This window comes from Clostridium paridis (assembly GCF_016765615.1).
In the GTDB taxonomy this organism is placed as follows: domain Bacteria; phylum Bacillota; class Clostridia; order Clostridiales; family Clostridiaceae; genus Clostridium_T; species Clostridium_T paridis.
This window is the reverse complement of the sequence record NZ_JAESWA010000022.1, coordinates 563,986-582,737: the sequence shown is the minus strand read 5'-3', so window position 1 is coordinate 582,737 and position 18,752 is coordinate 563,986. Positions and strand designations below refer to the sequence as shown.

Here is an 18,752-nt window from a genome sequence, read left to right as displayed (position 1 = left end):
GGAGTAATTTATAAATGAGAAATAAAAGTATTATTTTAGTGTTAGTTGTTATAATTCCTATAGCTTATTTAGGTTATAACTTAAATAGGATTACCAATAAATATAAAGTTCTTGCTAGTGAAAATAGTAAAAATATAGCTACTATAGAAAAGTTGAATAAAGAGAATAGAGAATTGCTTTCAAATATAAGTGATAATGAGGATATTGATAAGGTTAAGTCTGTATCTGAAACCTTTTTGAAAGCAATTTTTCAATATGATGAAAAAACAAATAGAAGTGATAGCATTAAGGAATATGTAACGAATGATTTTCTTAGCAAGAATAATTTACAAACTACAGACACAAAGGTTAAGTATAAATCTACTTATGACAAATCAGAGATTTATATTACTGATTTAAAAGAAGGAAAAGTTCTTGTAAGAGTTTGGAATAGCTTTACGATAAATAATGTTAAAACAACAACTCAAACAATATTAACTTTAAATTTAAATAAAGAAGGTAATAATTATTTGATTAATAATATGGAGATTCAAGGAGTTCTAAATGGAAAAGGTTATTTAAATTAGAATGATTAGCATCTAAATAATGAAAGGATTAACTTACACAATTGTAATTTTATAAATAAATAATACAAATTAATATAGTAATAGAAATAGATGGAATCATATAGTATAATTATGTAAAGGGGTGAAAAAAGATGAAATATTATGCTGTAAAAAGCGGAAGAAATAGAGGCATATTTACTTCTTGGGCGGAGTGTGAGAAACAGGTAAAGGGTTTTAATAACGCTAGTTTTAAGTCTTTCGCATCTTTGGAAGAAGCAAAAAGTTTTCTTAATGATGGAAATAATGTTGAAAAAAGCAATTTGGAAGATTTTGATGAAAATTCAGCTATAGCATATGTTGATGGAAGTTACGATGCTAGTATAAAGATATATGGATACGGTTCTATAATCTTTCATAAAGGAATAAAACATATTATAAAAGGCAATGGAAATGATAAAGAATTAATAGAATTAAGAAATGTTGCTGGGGAAGTTATTGCTGCAACAAAAACTATGCAATATGCGTTAGATAATAATATAAAAGTATTGAATATATACTATGATTATTTGGGAATAGAAAAGTGGTTTACTGGTGAATGGAAAAGCAATACTAAACTTACAAAAGAGTATAGTATGTTTTCTAATAGCATAAAGAATTCAATAGATGTCAGATTTGTAAAAGTTAAATCACATAGCGGTGATAAGTATAATGATGAAGTAGATGTGATTGCACGAAGTGCTATATATGATAATGATGTAAATGATGAAATTGAAAATTCATGTGAAAATTCAAAAGCTGATTTGAAAAAATCTAAAGTTAAAAGTGGAAAAATTGAACCCGTGTTCAATATTGTTACGTCAGGGAAGCGTATTGATACGGATTCTATGATGGACAAGTTTAAAGCTTTGTGGAAAAAGGAAAAACGTAAATTGAGCGATATTAAAGAGTTAGAGATAGAAGTTAATATCGTTAATAATGAGATTGTTTTTTATGTAATGCTGGAAAATGAAGATTTGGTGAGAAAATTTATGATAGGAGATGTGTTTTAGGTGGGTAATTATTCAAAGTTGTTAATTAGTAAAGTAGATGTTGAAGATGCTATGGAAAAGTTTTGTAAAACAAAAAGTGGGGCTTATACAATTCATCCACCTATAGAAATAAATAAAGGAATTGGACAAACTAGATATAAAATAGAATTCGAAGACAGTACTCTTGAGATAGATTTTTATTTTAGGAAAGATAATAAAACTACTATATTACCAATTGGAGATGAAGAAAATAAAAGAAGAGGATTCGAACTGGCTGACTATATAGTAAATGAATTAGATTATACTGAAATTAAAAGTGATACAATAGTCATTAAGACAACAAAAAGTATATTTGACGAATTAGTAAAGTATTTATCAGGTATAAAAGGGGTAAAAGTTGTCAAGAATTATGACGATGAAATAAAAAATCTATATCAATTTATAAGTGAGATTGGAGATAAAATGACGTTGACTTTCTTCTATAGCAGTGATAAGATTTTATTTCAAGGTTATTTACTAAAGTTATACTCTGAAATGAAGTGTTTTTTAAATCCTTTGGGTGCTGGTATAGAAAATATTGATATACAAGAAGATATACAAGAAGATATTATAGAAAGTATACTAAGAAAAAGCGTTCCCAAAGCATATGATAAATTAGACTCCCAATTAAAAGATTATTTATATGATTCATTTGTTCAAGTAAAGAGTAAAACAGAATGTAGGGACTTTTCAGTTTGGGCTTTCCCAGCTTTAAAAGGTCTTGAAGCTTTCATTAAACAAATTTTATTAAAAAATGGAACAGTTATAAATGATTTAAATGGTTTTGCGATAAAAATAGTAGGGAAAAGAACTCCTATTTTTATAGATGGTAAACTTGGCTGTAAAATTCTAAATCCGGTTGTTGTATTAAAAGATGTAGCGTATAAAAATCCTTTGGAAGAGACATATGACTTTTTTGCAAAAAATAGACACGTGCTATTTCATACAAAACAGATATTACCAGCAACTAAAAAATTAGAAAATTCTAGTGATGCAGAAGTAATTATTTATAAAGTTTGCGAATTTTTTGAAAAATATTATGAGTTAATAGTGTAGAATTTTTATTGAGAAAAGGAGGTTTAAGTATGAAGAATTTTTTTATCGAGAAATTTAATATGGAAAATCAATGTATTGTTTTATCAACTTCATATATTAGCCCGCTTGATGAAATAGATGTTTTACAAGATGAATTAAGAAAACAAAATTACTTTGGAACGTTAATAATAGATTTGTTGTTGTGCAATGGATTAAGTAGTAATAGATATATAGAAGTATACTTTAATGGGGATGATCTAGACTTTTCTACACTTAAAGTTGTTTCTAATGTCAGCACAACTATAAGGAAGAAAAGTAATCAATTCTATATGTCTCATAAAGATGTGCTTAATAGGGGGATTTTGTCAGATGCACATCGTTATATTGTAGAAAATGGATTAATTTAATATAGAATTATTAATTAAGTCAAAGTTTGCAATAATTGCGTATGCTTTTAGAGTGGTGATATTAAAATATCATCACTTTTTTTATTAATAAATAGATATTTTTAGTAAATTTAAATAAGTATATAGAAAATAAAATTGCATTAATTCATGGAAAAAGACATCTGTAGAAAATTAAGTGGCTTTTTTGTATAATTATAGTAAGTGAGGGGTGGATATAAATGTTATATAATGATATTTCTGATAGTTATAAAAGTAGAGATTATATAATTGAATATACTTTGCAAAAAGAAAATTTTAAAGGGCATATTTATATTAATTACAATTACAATGGATTTGGACTCACAGAAGACTGTTTTTCAGATTTTAAATTTATACATGAATTCAATGAATTAGATAATGATTGTAAGTTTAAAGTATGTGGTGATAAAAAAACAGTAAGGTTTATATTGCATAATAATGAAGGAAAAAGCTTAGAAGTAATAGAAGATGCTGAAAATTTGCGTAATTATCTTGTAGGTGTAAACATTGTGAGTTGTGAAGGACATGGAAAGAAGAAAGAAAAAAGAAAATGTAATTCTTGTAGTAACTTTATTATAAAAACAACTAATGAGACGATTAAAGGATTTTGTAAAATAAAAAAGGAATTAGGAATTATATATGGTAGTAGAGTAATTTGTGCGTTCGATTATAGAGAAACGAAAGAGGATATAAATAAGGTGTAGTATATATGTAAAGGATAAGATTAATATAAAGTTTAACAGGGTAAAGGGGATTAAGAGGATATGGAGTTATTAAGTGCTCAAGAAACTAACGAAATTGAAGTGATAATGAAAAAACATAATGTATTAGAGATGTCAGTGAATTTCAGAAGAAAATGGGAAGATGCTTCTGGTAAAAAAATTAGTGAAATCTCAAGTATTTATCATTATACAAGTATTGAAGGATTAAAGGGTATTTTAGATAATAGTTCATTAAGATTTACTAATGGAAAATATTTAAACGACAGTACTGAATTTTTGCATGGGATTAATAAAATTAAAGAGTGTGCTGAAAACATAAAGAAAAAACAAAATAATATAGAGAATAAAAATGAGATTGATAAATTATTTGATGAAAAAATAAAATTATTAATAGAAAAAGTTATTATTAAAAGTAAAAATACATTTATCTTATCAACTTCACTTAACAATGATTCATTAATGCTATGGTCTAATTATTCTAATTATTCAGGATACAGTATAGGAATAAATTTTGAAAAGTTAAGAAAATTTATTTTTGGAGGATATTGGGGAGTTAGTGAAGAATCAGAAAGAATTAAATATAGTTGTAGTAATGGAGAAATAAAAGATTACTATACTTTAGATGAAGAAACTTATAATCAAAATATGATGAATGGTAAATATCCACTCGTTGATTTTTGTGGAGTTATTTATAATGAAGATATACAAAATGAACTTATATTATATGATTTGAGAGTTTTATATGAAGATATTTGCATGAAGTATTATAATAAATTAGATTTTAAATCGAATTCAGGAATTTATAAAGATGAAAAATTAAGCTTTATAATTGATGAAATTGTGGAAGGAATAGCCGCAAGTTTTTCATTAATTATAGTATATTTCAAAAATAAAGGATTTTATCCTGAAGAAGAATTTAGGATAACGATTACTGTTTTTGATGAATTTAATCTGAAAGAAATCTTGAATTTTAGAACATCAAATGGAATTTTCATGCCTTATATAGAATCAGTGTTTATGTCATATGAAGGAAGTAAGATATTTCCTATTGATAGCATAACAATAGGACCTATTAATTCAGATATAATTGCAAAGGACGGTTTATTAGAATATATAAATCATATAGGATTTGATATCGGAGATAGAATTTATAGGTCAAATATAACATTAAGATATTAAAAAATATGTAACATAAAAGCTACAATCTATTATTGATTATTGTTTTTTGATTAAATAGTAAAGGGTAAATGCATATATTTATTAATAAAAGTTTTACTTAAGATAGATATTAAAATCTATGAGAATTTATTTGCAGCTAAAGTATAACTAAAAAAGAGAACTTGAAGCACTTAAAATAAAGTAATTCAAATTCTCAAAAAAGTTACTTTAGATTCTGCTGAATAGAACTTATAAAAAGCTCTAGGAATCTAATGGTAATACACTTATAATACACAAATGCTATGTTAATCGGCTTATTTAAAACACTTACAGTTGCTATTGAAGAAGCTTTAGCAAAATAATTTAATTAGAATTAATTAAGTTAAAATACAAGACACGTTTTATTAGTGTAAAGCTAGTAGGACGTGTCTTTTTCCATGTTTATGAAAAGGAAAGCATAGTGGGATGGCGAAGTATATAATCTAGGGATTATTAATTTTATAAAAGGTAATCAGGTATATCATTTTTAGCATCTTTAAAAGTTAATATATTATATAAAGATGAATTAATTTATGAATAGGATAATAAAGATATTTAATATGGGTAAAATGAAATAATTTAGATATTGGATTGGGATTAATAATTATAATTGTTTTTAGGAGGAGAAGTATGACAAGTATATACTTTATAAGACATGCTCAACCAGACCATGATTGGGATGAGGACAGAACACGTCCGTTAAGTGATGAAGGGGTGAATGATTCCAAAAGAGTAACTGAATTTTTTAGGGAAATGGAAATAGATTATTATATATCAAGCCCATACAAAAGAAGCATCGATACAATAAAAGAAAGTGCAGATGGACATGGCATTAGTATTATTTTGGATGAAAGATTAAGAGAACGTGAAAGTGGCTTAAGCGGTAATAACATGGAGATGTTTAAGAAACGGTGGGACAACCTTGACTTTCACGAAGAATGTGGAGAGTCGCTCAAAATGGTTCAAGAACGTAATATAAAAGCAATCTTTGAAATTATAAATAATTATAAAGATGCGAATATTGTGATTGGAACACATGGTACAGCATTAAGTACGATTTTGAATTATTTTGAACCAGCATATTGCTGCGATGATTTTTTGAGAATTATTGATTTTATGCCATACATAATTCGTCTTGATTTTGATGGAGTTAAATATATTGGAAAAGAAGAGTTATTGATTGTGAAAAAAGAATTTGAGGGTAAAAAGTAAATTTATATTTTAAATAGCTAAGTCTAAAATCATTTAACTGTTTGTAGTTACACAAATAAAGAGAAGTATATTGTTCAGATTTTAATATCTAACAATATACTTCTCTTTCTCATTGCTAATTATTTATCCTTAAGCTCATCAATATGAAGGGTATTATACCTAGCATTTATAAGAGCTTTCACAATTCTTTGCAGAGGTGAGTCTGGATTATAACGTATGTTTAGTTTATTATCATTTGTATCAAAATCAATATATTCTATTTCTATTGATGGATGGTAATAAAAACTTTTAAGTATATCAGGATTACCTTCATTAAATTTATCTATTATACGCTGAGTGTCTGAAACAGGATCTGATATACGGCCTAATGGAGTTGGAACAAATAGATGAATATCATCAGGCTTGTACACGTTATCTTTCTTTGAATAATCATATGGCTCATATATAAACTGAAAATACTCGCTAATTATTTTCTTTTGCTCCATAGTCTCTCTATAATGAGGACTTTCGTAATATGAAATAGGAATATTTAAAGCACTTGCAGTGTCTATACCTTTTTCAATAACTGCTCGAGTTTCAGCTTCAGTATTATTAACGTCTTTTGACATTTCCTCACCTGTTCCACTTGCAGTGTTTCCAGATTGATGTGAATAGCCATGTAGCCCAATTTCTCCACCTTTATTAATCATATAATCTAGTATATCTACAAAACCTACATTTGTTATATTGTCTTTTGTGAGTAAATCATTATCAAAATTTGATGAAGGCACTATGAATCTAGGCATCCATGAAACATGAAACTTCATACCATTTGAATAAAGTAAATTTGACATAATTTTTATTTTTGTTTGATTTCTATCTACTATATTTGTGTAACCGCAACCAAAATCTTCAAATCTCATTAGGGCAAATTTATCACTAGATGGTATTGAAGACTTCTCAGGTGCTGTAACTTCATCTTGAATAAGATTAATTTTTTTATTTTGAAAATCGAATACAGCAATTAAATCGAAAAGCTTTTCTATATCAGATATTGAAATATAGAAAGTATTTTTGTAATTTATTAAATGCCCTCGAAGATGTCCTTTTTTAGAGTTTTTTTCATATGAGTCTTCAGTTAAAGAAATTATATTGCTATTATTAGATAACGACAGTGATCCCTTTGAATTATCTACATTATAATTTAATTTTTTTGAAATAAAATCAAGGGGTATATAATATCTTTGAGATTTGAGTATCATAGGAGCATCTGTAATGCTTGTCCCATCCAAAATGCTCAAACTTACATCATGAATTTCAGATATACGTCTGTCAGAAAATTTGATTTTTGGATTATAAGGACTCTTGAAGTTGTCCATTTGACGCAAATTTGAATAGGCATTTGTGTTTATTACAGTTTTACTAGTTCTAAAAAAATTGAAATAAGAAGTAATAGTATATGCTATTAATAGAATTAAAATTAATGATGTAAAAGAAAAAATAAGTACTCTTAAATTCTTTGGCATATGTTTTATGCTCCTTTAATATTATGTATAAATCGTTCACATTAAGATGATTATATCATTATTTTGAGAAGATTACATTTAATAAAAATTAAATTTATGTTACAAATTAGGAAAAAATATGCTATAAGAAAATTAAGTATCTTATGGCATATTTTTTATCAGGTGTTTTTAATGAAACAAAAATTCAAAGTTAAAAGTTAAATTATATTAACATTTCATAGATTCCTAAAACTACTATGATTAGGCCAGATACAAGAGGTGCAAATCTACCAAATAACCATGAAAGAAAAGAATTGCCCAATAGTGAACCAAGGCTGAGAGTTAAGATACTAAAAATAAAGGTAAATGTAGTTGTATACTGTATATTTAGACCTGTTATGCTTGCCCCTATTCCAAGACCAAGATTATTTATTGTTAAGGCAAAAGCGAGGGTTATTGATTCTTTAATATCAATATTTCCAGAATTATTTGTATCTGCACCATAAGGGTTGTCCAATAGATTAGTTAATTTGTTATCCTTTGAAATCGCAAGCTTCTTTTGAGTAAAAAAATCTTTGATAAACCAAAGTCCAATTACTACAAGTATCCCAGCACCTAATATATTAGAAAACCTTACTGGTAGTAAGTTACTTATGAGTAATCCAATTGACATAGAAATAAATGTTCCTATTGCAGATATAAATGCCACAATGAGATTGCTAAAAATGCCAACTTTAATCTTTTTCATTCCATAAGCAATTCCTATGGTAAAGTTATCAATATTTGATGTTAAAGCAAATAAAATTATAGAAATAATATGCATTGCCATCCTCCGTAAAAGTAGTTCTAAATTTATACTATTCTACATACCTATGACTTGATATAAAATTCAATTTTATAGAAATTACATTAATAGCATTAAGCTTTCTTAAAATTTTAATTTGATTTTAGGAAAGCTCTTTTTATTTTTGTTATACTAATAATTTAGTCAAATCATAAATGGTAACTAAACTTAAATAAAAAACCAAATATACGAAAATAGAATTAAGTATCATAATATGAAAATTTTAAATAAGATTAAATAAAAGGAGAAGCTAAATGAAGAAAAAAGTGAAGAGGATATTGTTAATAGTATTAATTGTTGTAATTGTTATTATAGGGATACTTGGAGTAATGGTTTACAAAGAAATACAAACTCAAAATAGAGTAAGTGCAGCAATTGAAAAAGTAATTGATGGGGATTTAAAGCCTCAAGATATAGATTATAAATCTCTCGGTAAGTATGGAAATTTCACTAGAGATATTAGTAATGCTGTTATAAAATATAAGACTGATTCAGATGAGGTTATAAATGCTTATAAAAAATTTAATCCTAGCGATATTTTTAGTGAGAAATATATGATGAATCCTGTTGAAGGTAAAAAATATATTCAAGATATCATTGATACGAATTTGAAATACGAGAAATCCGTAGACCAAGATACAGAACTATTGAATAATTCTGTGGAGAAATCTCCATTTTCTTCAAGAGATAAAGATCAAATCAGAAAAATTATTGATGGATTAGATAAGAGTACAATAAAGGATGCTAAATCAACTTTGACTAGTATAAATACCTTTTATTCAAAGGTTCAGTCCATCTATGATTATTTAGACAGTATAAAAGGTAGATATACATTTGAAGATAATACTATCGTGTTTAATTCTCAGCAGGATATGGACAAGTATGATGAGCTAATTAAAGAGATGAAAGCTAGCGAAAATGCTTTGAAATAGCATGGAAGCAAGGTAAGGACAATAAATTCAATTTAAATAATATACATAAAGAATAAACAATACTTATTAGTTAGAGAATTTGATTAATGACTGATAAGTATTTTTTATTGTAAACCATATTACATAATATGGTAAAATAATAATATAATCAATTTATAAGGAGGATAGAACTATGGTAAGTAAAATATCAGCTTCAAAAGGAAGCCAATACTGCTTGCAATGGTGTATGCTTAATGCCGAAAGAGAATTATCAGATTTAATATTATCATCTTCACCGAGTCTATTATCTTACACTAATTTCAAGGTTAAGTGGATATCTCCAATTTCTAATAATAATTTCTATGAGTATAGAGATGACTTTATAAGAGGTTTATCATTAAAGGACATTAATATATCAGAAACAGAAAAGAAGTTAAGAGAATTTTGGCCTAAGAATGGACCAAAGTGGGATGGACTTGGAGTAGTAGAAGATAGCGAAGGAAAACAGGGAGTATTGCTTATTGAAGCTAAGGCACATGCAGATGAAACTAAATCAGATTTGAAAGCTTCATCAATGGAAAGTCTTAATATGATTGAGGAAGCCTTAGAAAATGTTAAGAGGTATATGGGAGTAGATAAATGTTGTGATTGGACAAGAAATTATTATCAATTAGGAAACAGATTTGCTTATTTATATTTTATGAATGAAGTTTTAAATATTCCAACTTGGCTGGTTCTTGTAAACTTTGTTAATGACAGATCTTATATTAAGACAAGCCTTGAAGAGTGGATAAAACATTATAATAAAGTATATAGCAACATGGGAATCAATAGAAATTGCAGACTTCTAGATAAAATTGTTCATGTTTTCCCTGAGACTTCAAATTTAAGCACAAGGAAACAAGCAATTGTAAATCCTTAAGTTGTTAGGTTTTAACGATATTATAATATTTCATATAACTATTTATTTAGAAAAATCCTTATTTTTAGTTTGTTTAAGCTGAAAGTAAGGATTTACTATTTTACAAATAGCATACGTTTTCAAAATTTGAAAATGTATAGTTGTTTTTTATATTAGAATATATTTATAGAGTAAATGGAGCACATAATTGATTAAAATATAAGATGAAAATTTAAGGGGGATTAAATGGATATGTTAAAAAATAAAGATTTTCCAAAGGATTTTCTATGGGGAGCATCTACATCTGCTTATCAAGTAGAAGGTGCAAGCTTAGAATATGGTAAAGGACCATCAGTTCAAGATGTAAAAGTTATACCTGATAATTTGCCTGATTTTAAAGTAGCTAGTGATCAATATCATCACTATAAAGAAGATATAGCTTTAATGGCAGAAATGGGATTTAAAACATATAGATTTTCAATTTCTTGGTCTCGACTAATTCCAAAAGGAGAAGGTGAAGTAAATTCTCAAGGAATTGAATACTATAACAATCTAATTGATGAATGTCTAAAGTATAATATACAGCCTTTAGTTACTATGTACCACTTTGACTTACCAGCAGCTTTAGATGAAAAAGGTGGTTGGTCAAATCCAGAAACTGTAGATGCTTTTGTTTATTTCGCAAAGGTTATGTATGAGAACTTTGGAGATAGAGTTAAGTATTGGTTAACAATAAATGAGCAAAACGTAATGGTATTAATGGGACATGTTATAGGAACCTTTAATCCAGAAGGTGTTGAAAATGTACAAAAGGCATTATATCAACAAAATCACTATATGCTATTAGCTCAAGCAAAGGCCATGGTTTTATGCCATGAAATGCTTCCAGGAGCCAAAATTGGACCAGCTCCAAATATTTCGGCTGTTTATCCAGCTTCAAATAAACCAGAAGATACTGAGGCAGCTAATACATTAAGTGCAATTAAGAACTGGATGTATTTAGATATGGCCGTTTATGGAATATACAATGCAAGAGTATGGAGTATTCTTGAAATGCTAGGTGCAACTCCTGAAATTCAAGAAGGAGATATGGAAATATTAAAGAAAGCAAAACCAGACTTTATTGCATTTAACTACTATAGTACCGCAACAGCAGAAGCTTATCCTATTGAGGAAGCAGAAGCAGCTGGAATTAAAGACCAACAATCACCATTCTCACTTCCAGGAGTATTTAGAGGAGTTAAAAATCCACACTTACCAAAAACAGAATTTGGATGGGAAATTGATCCGATTGGATTCCGTAACACTTTAAATGAAGTTTACTCACGTTATCATTTGCCAATAATCATTACTGAAAATGGACTAGGTGCTTATGACAAACTAGAAGAAGATGGCACAATTAAGGATGATTATCGTATTAAATACTTACAGCAACATATTGAACAAATGCAACTAGCTATAAATGATGGAGTTGAGATGATGGGATATTGTCCATGGTCAGCTGTTGACTTAATATCAACTCACGAAGGCTTTGATAAACGTTATGGATTTATTTACGTAAATCGTGGGAACTTTGATCTAAAGGACTTAAAGCGTATACCTAAGAAATCTTTCTATTGGTATAAAAAAGTAATTGCATCTAATGGAAAAGACTTATCAAATAATTAATTATGCTAGTAAACTTTTAATATAGAAGGACCCAAAAAATGATCATGGTTTTTAGTAGTATATAAATACTCTAAAGACCATGATTTTTTTGTAGTATAATAAAGTATAAGTTTTAAATTGAGGGAGGGACTTTTATGTGTAAACAAGCACTTTTAGTTATTGATGTTCAAAATGCAATAGTATTTGACAAGCCTTATGACATTGAAGAAGTTATAGAAAATATCAAAAAGTTAATTGAAGCTAGTAGAGAAAATAATGTTGAAGTCATATATATTCAACATACTGAAGAAGAGGGCGAATTTGCAGCTAACTCAGAAGGATGGAAGATCTATAGTGAAGTAGCTCCAGCTATAGGTGAGAAAGTAATACGTAAAAACTATAATTCTGCATTTAGAAAGACAAGCTTAAAGGAATATCTTGATAGTAAAGGAATAGAGGAATTAATCATGGTAGGATTACAAACAGAGTTCTGTTTTGATACCAGCGTAAAAGTTGCCTTTGAATTTGGTTATAAATTAGTTATTCCAGAGAAAACAAACTCAACCTTTGATAATGGAAATATTTCAGCAAAAGATTTATATGAGTATTATAACTATAGAATATTTAATAATAGATTTGGAACTGTTGAGAGTATAGATAGAACTTTGGAGAGAATATATAAATGATATAAAAACCTATAGCTTATACAAATTTGAATAAGCCATAGGTTTTTATTTTAAAAGTTATCTCAAATAGCTATACCAATTTATATTCTTGTCTAATTTTTTGCATATATAGTGAAAAGTAAATATTAATAAAAGTGAAATAGCAGAGACTAAGTAACCATTTAGCCCTATTGTAAGATAGGATGCCAGAAGCATGATTATAGGGAATAAAAGTACCATGCACAAAACAAAGGTTATAAGAATGCAAAGAATCCTATTCTTTAAGCCTCTAAATTTTAAGAAGAATTTTCTATAGAAAAAGTTTATTAAAGTACTAGAAAAACTCCAAGTTAGTAAAATGACAACAACCAAACTTAAAGCAATCTTTTCATAAAACAACTGAAAAGGAAAAGAAACAATAGTTAGAAATACTAAAGCAAAATTTACCTTCTTTAATATTGAAACTATTATAGTGTTTTTAGAATTATATGAATTAATTATATCTTTACAAAAGATTTTTATATCTGCGCCAATTATATTAGCTACTGGAAGGCTGTTATTTTGTGCAGATAAAAGCATATCCATCATATCTTCACTTACTTCATTATATAGCTTACTATTTACAGAAATATCAGAGCTTTGAAGATAGTTTAAAATATCAAAATAAGCTGTTTTATAGTCACCAGATAAATTATTTTTATTAATATAAATGTTCAACGAATATCACTCCTCTAGAATTGTATTAACATTTAAATATAATTTGTTCCAATAGGCTTTGAAATCATGAAGTTCTTTTTCACCTATCTCTGTTAAATAAAAATATTTTCTGGCAATACCAGTTTCCTCTTTTCGTTTCTTAGAAATAATAAAACCTTTCTTCTCAAGTCGTAATAGAAGGGGATATATAGTTCCTTCTACCATATCATCAAATCCATTATCCTTTAACTTGATTAAAAGTTCATATCCATAAGTTTCTTCTTTAGAAATAATACTTAAAATACATCCTTCTAATATTCCTTTAAGTATTTGAGTGTTATTTTCCAATCTATCACCACCTAGTATTACTTTGTATTGCAAAGTATATATAAATTATAAAACTAGTTACTTTGCATTGCAAGGTATTTTTAAAATTATAATGGAAGAAAGTACTTGCAAATGATTAAAACTCCACTTAAACTAAGTTATAATAATTTTATAAAACTAAAGGGTTATAGGAGGAATTTGTTTGAACTGGCATATCAAAGAATTTAATGAGTTAAACATAAATGAATTATATGAAATATTAAAAATAAGAAATTGTGTTTTTATAGTTGAGCAAGAATGCCCATACTTAGATTGTGATGGAAAGGATAAGAATTCATATCATATTTTTTGTGAAGAAGATGGAGAAATTGGTGCATACTTAAGAGTTATAGAAAAAGGAATTTCCTTTAATGAGATATCTATAGGCAGGGTATTGGTTAATGATAAATACCGTGGGAAAAGTTTAGCTAGGAAGTGCATGAAAATGGCTACAGATTTTATTGAAAATGAATTAAAAGAAAGTTCAATAAGAATTGAGGCTCAAGAATATTTAATTAAGTTTTATAAAAGTTTAGGTTTTAACGAAGTGGGTGATGTTTTTTTAGAAGATGGAATTCCTCATGTAGAAATGTTATATATAAAATAAAAAGGTAATGAATAGGAGTGATTATATATGGATGGTAGTAAGGATACTACATTTAATACCAAAGAAGAGTTAGTACGTGAAATATTAGAAAAAGATAAGGACTTAAAGGGCAGTAATATCGATGAAGAATTGCTCCATGAACTTATTAGTGGTAAGGTTTCAAAGAATATAAATAATTCAAATGATGAAAATGCTACATTAGGACAAAGAACTGCTGATAAGATAGCAGCATTCGGTGGTAGTTGGACTTTTATAATAACTTTTGGGATGGTATTAGCAATTTGGATTATAGGAAATGCTGTTATTCTAAGTAACAAAGCATTTGATCCGTATCCTTTTGTATTTTTGAATTTAATATTATCTTGTCTTGCTGCTATTCAAGCCCCAATAATCATGATGTCACAAAATCGTCAATCAGAGAAAGATAGGTTAACGGCTGAAACTGATTATCTAGTTAATCTAAAATCTGAAATTGTAATAGAAGACTTACACTATAAAATTGATTTGCTAATGGAGCAACAGGAAGAGTATAGGAAAAACCAAGAAATACTATTAAAGACAATAGAGGAGTTAAAAAGCAAGATTAGCTAGTGTTAATACTTAACTTAAAATAATAAAGAAAAGGATAAAGTGTAATAACATACTTTATCCTTTTTTATTGTACTTTTTAAATTGTCTAGATGAAATAAAGAGTCCTATAAGCAATAAAGCTGAGTAAACAAATGCAGCTAAAAGAATTATATTATCAGAATGAAGCTTGTCTCCATAATATATAACAATTGCTAAAATAGCTGTTAAGAAGGTTACAAAAAGCAAAAAAGCTCCAGCAGAATGGCATAATTTCTTCTCATCAAATTGAGCCTTTTCTTCTTTACTCATAGTATTATATCCTGCAATTAGCCAAGCACCTTTTCCTGAAAAAATGTAAATACTCATGATGAAAAAAATTATTATTAAACCTATAAGAATGTACATAAAAATCCTCCATAATTGCTTTATAATGAAAGTTTTAATAAGTATATCACAACTAAATGAAAATATATAACTTCATAGCTAGCTGTAAAAGAGAGCATTGCTCAAGTTAATGGTAATATTTATCTATAAATGGTATAATTTTATATAAATTCAAGTTTATACAGCAGGTTTTATGGAAGAAATAATAGGTTATTAAGGAGGCAATTATATGAAGTTAGTATTAAGACAACCCCAATTATATAGGTTTTTAAGCTATTGTAATGAAAGTAATCTAGAAAAAACCATATTAGACTGTGGAGCAGGCGGAGACTTACCCCCTCTTTATTTATTTTTAGAGCATGGTTATAAAACTTATGGCTTAGAAATAAGTGATTCTCAGCTTAACAAAGCAAAAGAATTTTCTGGGAAGAATGAAGTAAAGCTAAATATCTCAAAAGGAGATATGAGAAGCTTACCTTTTGAAGATGAATCAATAAGCTTTATATACTCATATAATTCTATTTTTCATATGACAAAAAAGGATATAGAAGCATCCATCAATGAAATAAAGAGAGTTTTAAAACCAGAGGGCATATGCTGCTTAAATTTCCTTTCACTTAATGATGAATGGTATGGGGAAGGAAAAGAATTAGGGAAAAATGAGTTTCTTCAGATTGAAAGAGGAGAAGAGGTTATTCATACTTACTACGAAATCAATGAAGCTGAAAAACATTTTGAGGATATGGAGATTCTATATAAAGAAGATAGAGTTATTGAAAGAGTGTATGAAGGAAAAATGATAAAGCAAGGGTATATTGATTATATAGCAAAGAAATCTAATTTATAGTTTTATAAGGAGATTTGAGAAGATGAATGGGCAAGTACCAGATCCTAATAAAATATATCCAAGAACAAACGATGAAAGCATATGCTATTTAAAAAATATTATTACAAATCCCAATATAGAAGTTGGAGATTTTACATTTTATCATGATTTTGATGATCCTATGAATTTTGAGAAAAAGAATGTTTTATATCATTACCCAATAAATAAGGACAAGCTAATTATAGGGAAATTTTGCTCTATAGCATGTGGCACAAAATTTATTATGAATGGAGCAAATCATACTTTGAGCTCTCTAGCCACCTATACTTTTCCTATATTTTATGAGGATTGGGCAGGAATTTCAAATGTTACAGAGGCATGGGATAATAAGGGTGATATTACTATAGGAAATGATGTTTGGATAGGCTTTGAAGCTGTAATAATGCCTGGAGTTAAAATTGGTGATGGTGCTATTATTGGAACTAGGGCACTAGTAACTAAAGATGTTCCTCCATACACTATAGTTGGAGGAGTGCCAGCAAAGGAAATAAGAAAGAGATTTAATACTTCAGTAATAGAAGATTTATTGAAAATTAAATGGTGGAACTGGGATGTAGAAAAGATTTCTAAGAACTTATAAGCAATAAGAAATGGTGATATTGAGAAGTTAAAGAAGTTAAGGCAAAAGGAGAAATAATTTTTATGGATAGACTAAGGAGATATGGAGTTAACCCATATAATATAGCAGTTATTCATGGTGGACCAGGTGCACCAGGAGAGGTAGCTCCTATTGCAAAAGAATTATCTGATGAATATGGCATTCTTGAACCATTTCAAACTGAAGAATCTATAGATAGACAAATATTAGAACTTAAAAACATACTTGATAAGAATGCTAGCTTTCCAATTACGCTTATAGGACATTCCTGGGGAGCATGGCTTAGTTATATTTTTGCTGCAAAGTATCCTAAATTAGTTAAAAAACTAATAATAATCGGTAGTGGATGCTATGAAGCCAAATATTTATCAATAATGAATGATAAAAGAGTTAATAGGCTTACTAAAGAAGAAAATGTTAAAGTTGAAAGTTTATTTAAAACTCTAAATGATATTAATAGTAAGGATAAAAAAGAAGTTTTAGAAGAGTTCGGAAAATTAATGTCAAAGTCAGATTCCTTTTCTCCAATTGTTATTGAGAATGAGGCTATTGATTTTTATCCTGAAGTTTTTAAAAAATGTATGGATGATATAAATAATATAAGAAACAATGGAGAGCTATTAAACATGGGTTATAGAATAAAATGCCCAGTGGTTGCAATACATGGAGAATATGATTCCCATCCATATGAAGGAGTTAAAGAACCACTTTCAAAAGTAATAGAGGACTTTAAATTTATTTTACTAGATAAATGTGGACATAGTCCTTGGAATGAAACCTTTGCTAAGGGGAAGTTCTATGAAATAATTAGGAGAGAGATTTAAATGGATAAGGAAAAGCTAGATATATTAAAAAGGAATTTTGAATTAAGAAATATGGAAGTTAAGTGTTTTGAGATACTTGAGGATGTGAAGTCAGAGATTTTAAATATAATATCTCTAGATAGTTCAATCGGGATTGGACATTCAGCTACTCTCCAAAGGATGAATATAACTGAAGAATTGTTAGGGAGAGGAAATATTATATTCGATATGGAACTAGCCAAAGACAAGGAAGAATGTAAGATATTAAAAAGAAAAGCTTTATTAACAGACTGGTATATAACTGGATCTAATGCAATATCAGTTGATGGACGTATTATAAATATCGATCATAGTGGTAATAGGGTGGCTGCAATTAATTATGGCCCTGATAAGGTTATTATTGTGGTTGGAATAAATAAGATAGTAGATACTTGGCAAAAAGGAATTGAAAGAGTGAAAAATAAAGCCTGTCCTTTAAATGCTAAAAGAGCAGGTTTTAATCCGCCTTGTGTAGCTTTAAATAAATGTGTTGATTGTACTTCAGAGGAAAGGGTATGTAATAGTCTATCGATTATAGAGGGACAAGCTGTAAAAGGACGAATTAAGATATTTATAGTAAATGATAATGTTGGGTTTTAGTTTGATAAAAAAAACAAGTGTATAGTTTATATACATTAGAAAATTTATTAAATATTATAGAGGAGTTTTTCTATGAAGAAATTATCTAAAGTTCTATTAGCGTTTTTACTTTCCTTAACTTTATATGGTTGTGCTGGAGCAGGGGATTATGATATTGATCTACCAGGTGGATATTCATTAATTAGAAGTTCGGCACATATTGTTACGATAAACAAAAGGATAAACGAGACTAGTTGGGAAAGTGATATAATTCCAGCTAAAGTTGTTGAAATTGCTTCAGATGAAAAATATGTTCTTGCAAAACAAATTGGACTTAAAAGAAGAAATCCTGATAATATTAATGATACTTATGAAATACCAGATGAATCTAAAGTGAGTTATTGGATTTTAGAAATAGAAAATGGTAAAGTTTATGGACCACTTATTGAGAAAGAGTTTAATGAAAAGAAAAAGGAACTATCTATATCAACCAACATTGTTTTAAAAAGTGTATCGGCTTATAAAAAGAATTCATGACACAACAATGAAATGATAGGTTATTTTTGGAG

General features: G+C 27.9%; 23 protein-coding genes. 18 read left to right on the top strand and 5 right to left on the bottom strand.

Translation table 11 applies throughout. The features are described from left to right. The first annotated feature begins 14 nt into the window (after positions 1–14). From JK634_RS10655 to JK634_RS10625, 7 genes are all read left to right on the top strand, one after another. Complete coding sequence (locus tag JK634_RS10655) at positions 15–566, top strand: hypothetical protein (protein WP_202767629.1); 552 nt, start codon at positions 15–17, stop codon at positions 564–566. A gap of 131 nt (positions 567–697) precedes the next feature. Beyond that, positions 698–1,594, top strand: coding sequence for a ribonuclease H1 domain-containing protein (locus JK634_RS10650; RefSeq protein ID WP_202767628.1), 897 nt, complete (start codon positions 698–700; stop codon positions 1,592–1,594). Continuing rightward, positions 1,595–2,668 (top strand): RNase LS family HEPN domain-containing protein, encoded by a 1,074-nt coding sequence (locus tag JK634_RS10645; RefSeq protein ID WP_202767627.1) that lies wholly within the window; start codon positions 1,595–1,597, stop codon positions 2,666–2,668. Positions 2,669–2,697: 29 nt separating this feature from the next. Next, positions 2,698–3,054: a type II toxin-antitoxin system RnlB family antitoxin gene (locus JK634_RS10640; protein ID WP_202767626.1), complete on the top strand. Its 357-nt coding sequence runs from the start codon at positions 2,698–2,700 to the stop codon at positions 3,052–3,054. A 218-nt stretch (positions 3,055–3,272) separates the two neighbouring features. Continuing rightward, entirely contained in the window at positions 3,273–3,776 is a 504-nt protein-coding gene (locus JK634_RS10635; RefSeq protein ID WP_202767625.1) for a hypothetical protein, read from the top strand. A gap of 60 nt (positions 3,777–3,836) precedes the next feature. Beyond that, the gene (locus JK634_RS10630) at positions 3,837–4,973 is read left to right on the top strand and encodes a DUF2971 domain-containing protein (RefSeq protein ID WP_202767624.1); all 1,137 of its coding nucleotides are present in this window, start codon (positions 3,837–3,839) and stop codon (positions 4,971–4,973) included. A 648-nt stretch (positions 4,974–5,621) separates the two neighbouring features. Further along, the gene (locus JK634_RS10625) at positions 5,622–6,203 is read left to right on the top strand and encodes a histidine phosphatase family protein (RefSeq protein ID WP_202767623.1); all 582 of its coding nucleotides are present in this window, start codon (positions 5,622–5,624) and stop codon (positions 6,201–6,203) included. A 119-nt stretch (positions 6,204–6,322) separates the two neighbouring features. Here JK634_RS10625 and JK634_RS10620 read toward each other — a convergent pair whose 3' ends face one another. Next, the gene (locus JK634_RS10620; protein WP_202767622.1) at positions 6,323–7,708 is read right to left on the bottom strand and encodes a DUF2334 domain-containing protein; all 1,386 of its coding nucleotides are present in this window, start codon (positions 7,706–7,708) and stop codon (positions 6,323–6,325) included. 202 nt (positions 7,709–7,910) lie between these two features. After that, positions 7,911–8,510 carry a sporulation membrane protein YtaF gene (ytaF, locus tag JK634_RS10615; RefSeq protein ID WP_202767621.1) on the bottom strand — a complete coding sequence of 200 codons (600 nt, stop codon included), beginning with the start codon at positions 8,508–8,510 and terminating at the stop codon, positions 7,911–7,913. 275 nt (positions 8,511–8,785) lie between these two features. On the opposite strand from ytaF, the gene JK634_RS10610 reads away from it, so the two are divergent. From JK634_RS10610 to JK634_RS10595, 4 genes are all read left to right on the top strand, one after another. Next, a complete protein-coding gene (locus tag JK634_RS10610; RefSeq protein ID WP_202767620.1) occupies positions 8,786–9,463 on the top strand; it encodes a hypothetical protein in 678 nt (225 codons plus the stop codon). A 172-nt stretch (positions 9,464–9,635) separates the two neighbouring features. Continuing rightward, on the top strand, positions 9,636–10,364 hold the full coding sequence (locus tag JK634_RS10605; protein WP_202767619.1) for a hypothetical protein: 729 nt from the start codon (positions 9,636–9,638) through the stop codon (positions 10,362–10,364). Between the two features lie 225 nt (positions 10,365–10,589). After that, positions 10,590–12,011 carry a glycoside hydrolase family 1 protein gene (locus tag JK634_RS10600; RefSeq protein WP_420839045.1) on the top strand — a complete coding sequence of 474 codons (1,422 nt, stop codon included), beginning with the start codon at positions 10,590–10,592 and terminating at the stop codon, positions 12,009–12,011. A gap of 134 nt (positions 12,012–12,145) precedes the next feature. Beyond that, entirely contained in the window at positions 12,146–12,676 is a 531-nt protein-coding gene (locus tag JK634_RS10595) for a cysteine hydrolase family protein (RefSeq protein ID WP_202767618.1), read from the top strand. Positions 12,677–12,733: 57 nt separating this feature from the next. Here JK634_RS10595 and JK634_RS10590 read toward each other — a convergent pair whose 3' ends face one another. Beyond that, positions 12,734–13,372, bottom strand: coding sequence for a hypothetical protein (locus tag JK634_RS10590; RefSeq protein WP_202767617.1), 639 nt, complete (start codon positions 13,370–13,372; stop codon positions 12,734–12,736). Between the two features lie 6 nt (positions 13,373–13,378). Then, on the bottom strand, positions 13,379–13,699 hold the full coding sequence (locus tag JK634_RS10585; RefSeq protein WP_202767616.1) for a PadR family transcriptional regulator: 321 nt from the start codon (positions 13,697–13,699) through the stop codon (positions 13,379–13,381). 181 nt (positions 13,700–13,880) lie between these two features. Here JK634_RS10585 and JK634_RS10580 point away from each other — a divergent pair, with 181 nt between their 5' ends. Continuing rightward, entirely contained in the window at positions 13,881–14,324 is a 444-nt protein-coding gene (locus tag JK634_RS10580) for a GNAT family N-acetyltransferase (protein ID WP_202767615.1), read from the top strand. Between the two features lie 27 nt (positions 14,325–14,351). Beyond that, positions 14,352–14,915, top strand: coding sequence for a DUF1003 domain-containing protein (locus tag JK634_RS10575; protein WP_202767614.1), 564 nt, complete (start codon positions 14,352–14,354; stop codon positions 14,913–14,915). 54 nt (positions 14,916–14,969) lie between these two features. Here JK634_RS10575 and JK634_RS10570 read toward each other — a convergent pair whose 3' ends face one another. Continuing rightward, entirely contained in the window at positions 14,970–15,299 is a 330-nt protein-coding gene (locus JK634_RS10570; protein WP_202767613.1) for a DUF3784 domain-containing protein, read from the bottom strand. A gap of 208 nt (positions 15,300–15,507) precedes the next feature. Between JK634_RS10570 and JK634_RS10565 the strand changes: the two genes are divergently transcribed. The 5 genes from JK634_RS10565 to JK634_RS10545 all read left to right on the top strand — a co-directional run bounded on the left by JK634_RS10565 (position 15,508) and on the right by JK634_RS10545 (position 18,720). Beyond that, the gene (locus JK634_RS10565; RefSeq protein ID WP_202767612.1) at positions 15,508–16,125 is read left to right on the top strand and encodes a class I SAM-dependent methyltransferase; all 618 of its coding nucleotides are present in this window, start codon (positions 15,508–15,510) and stop codon (positions 16,123–16,125) included. A 22-nt stretch (positions 16,126–16,147) separates the two neighbouring features. Next, entirely contained in the window at positions 16,148–16,744 is a 597-nt protein-coding gene (locus tag JK634_RS10560; protein WP_202767611.1) for a CatB-related O-acetyltransferase, read from the top strand. Between the two features lie 62 nt (positions 16,745–16,806). Next, positions 16,807–17,586 (top strand): alpha/beta fold hydrolase, encoded by a 780-nt coding sequence (locus tag JK634_RS10555; protein ID WP_202767610.1) that lies wholly within the window; start codon positions 16,807–16,809, stop codon positions 17,584–17,586. Then, positions 17,587–18,204: a lactate utilization protein gene (locus JK634_RS10550; protein WP_202767609.1), complete on the top strand. Its 618-nt coding sequence runs from the start codon at positions 17,587–17,589 to the stop codon at positions 18,202–18,204. Positions 18,205–18,276: 72 nt separating this feature from the next. Then, complete coding sequence (locus tag JK634_RS10545) at positions 18,277–18,720, top strand: DUF3997 domain-containing protein (RefSeq protein WP_202767608.1); 444 nt, start codon at positions 18,277–18,279, stop codon at positions 18,718–18,720. The last annotated feature ends 32 nt before the right edge of the window (positions 18,721–18,752 follow it).

Excerpts from the sequence above, each read along its gene's own strand:
- JK634_RS10655 (WP_202767629.1), top strand. The coding sequence starts at position 15 with ATGAGAAATAAAAGTATTATTTTAGTGTTAGTTGTTATAATTCCTATA.
- JK634_RS10650 (WP_202767628.1), top strand. The coding sequence starts at position 698 with ATGAAATATTATGCTGTAAAAAGCGGAAGAAATAGAGGCATATTTACT.
- JK634_RS10640 (WP_202767626.1), top strand. The coding sequence starts at position 2,698 with ATGAAGAATTTTTTTATCGAGAAATTTAATATGGAAAATCAATGTATT.
- JK634_RS10635 (WP_202767625.1), top strand. The coding sequence starts at position 3,273 with ATGTTATATAATGATATTTCTGATAGTTATAAAAGTAGAGATTATATA.
- JK634_RS10630 (WP_202767624.1), top strand. The coding sequence starts at position 3,837 with ATGGAGTTATTAAGTGCTCAAGAAACTAACGAAATTGAAGTGATAATG.
- JK634_RS10625 (WP_202767623.1), top strand. The coding sequence starts at position 5,622 with ATGACAAGTATATACTTTATAAGACATGCTCAACCAGACCATGATTGG.
- JK634_RS10620 (WP_202767622.1), bottom strand. The coding sequence starts at position 7,708 with ATGCCAAAGAATTTAAGAGTACTTATTTTTTCTTTTACATCATTAATT.
- ytaF (WP_202767621.1), bottom strand. The coding sequence starts at position 8,510 with ATGCATATTATTTCTATAATTTTATTTGCTTTAACATCAAATATTGAT.
- JK634_RS10610 (WP_202767620.1), top strand. The coding sequence starts at position 8,786 with ATGAAGAAAAAAGTGAAGAGGATATTGTTAATAGTATTAATTGTTGTA.
- JK634_RS10605 (WP_202767619.1), top strand. The coding sequence starts at position 9,636 with ATGGTAAGTAAAATATCAGCTTCAAAAGGAAGCCAATACTGCTTGCAA.
- JK634_RS10600 (WP_420839045.1), top strand. The coding sequence starts at position 10,590 with ATGGATATGTTAAAAAATAAAGATTTTCCAAAGGATTTTCTATGGGGA.
- JK634_RS10595 (WP_202767618.1), top strand. The coding sequence starts at position 12,146 with ATGTGTAAACAAGCACTTTTAGTTATTGATGTTCAAAATGCAATAGTA.
- JK634_RS10575 (WP_202767614.1), top strand. The coding sequence starts at position 14,352 with ATGGATGGTAGTAAGGATACTACATTTAATACCAAAGAAGAGTTAGTA.
- JK634_RS10570 (WP_202767613.1), bottom strand. The coding sequence starts at position 15,299 with ATGTACATTCTTATAGGTTTAATAATAATTTTTTTCATCATGAGTATT.
- JK634_RS10565 (WP_202767612.1), top strand. The coding sequence starts at position 15,508 with ATGAAGTTAGTATTAAGACAACCCCAATTATATAGGTTTTTAAGCTAT.
- JK634_RS10560 (WP_202767611.1), top strand. The coding sequence starts at position 16,148 with ATGAATGGGCAAGTACCAGATCCTAATAAAATATATCCAAGAACAAAC.
- JK634_RS10555 (WP_202767610.1), top strand. The coding sequence starts at position 16,807 with ATGGATAGACTAAGGAGATATGGAGTTAACCCATATAATATAGCAGTT.
- JK634_RS10550 (WP_202767609.1), top strand. The coding sequence starts at position 17,587 with ATGGATAAGGAAAAGCTAGATATATTAAAAAGGAATTTTGAATTAAGA.
- JK634_RS10545 (WP_202767608.1), top strand. The coding sequence starts at position 18,277 with ATGAAGAAATTATCTAAAGTTCTATTAGCGTTTTTACTTTCCTTAACT.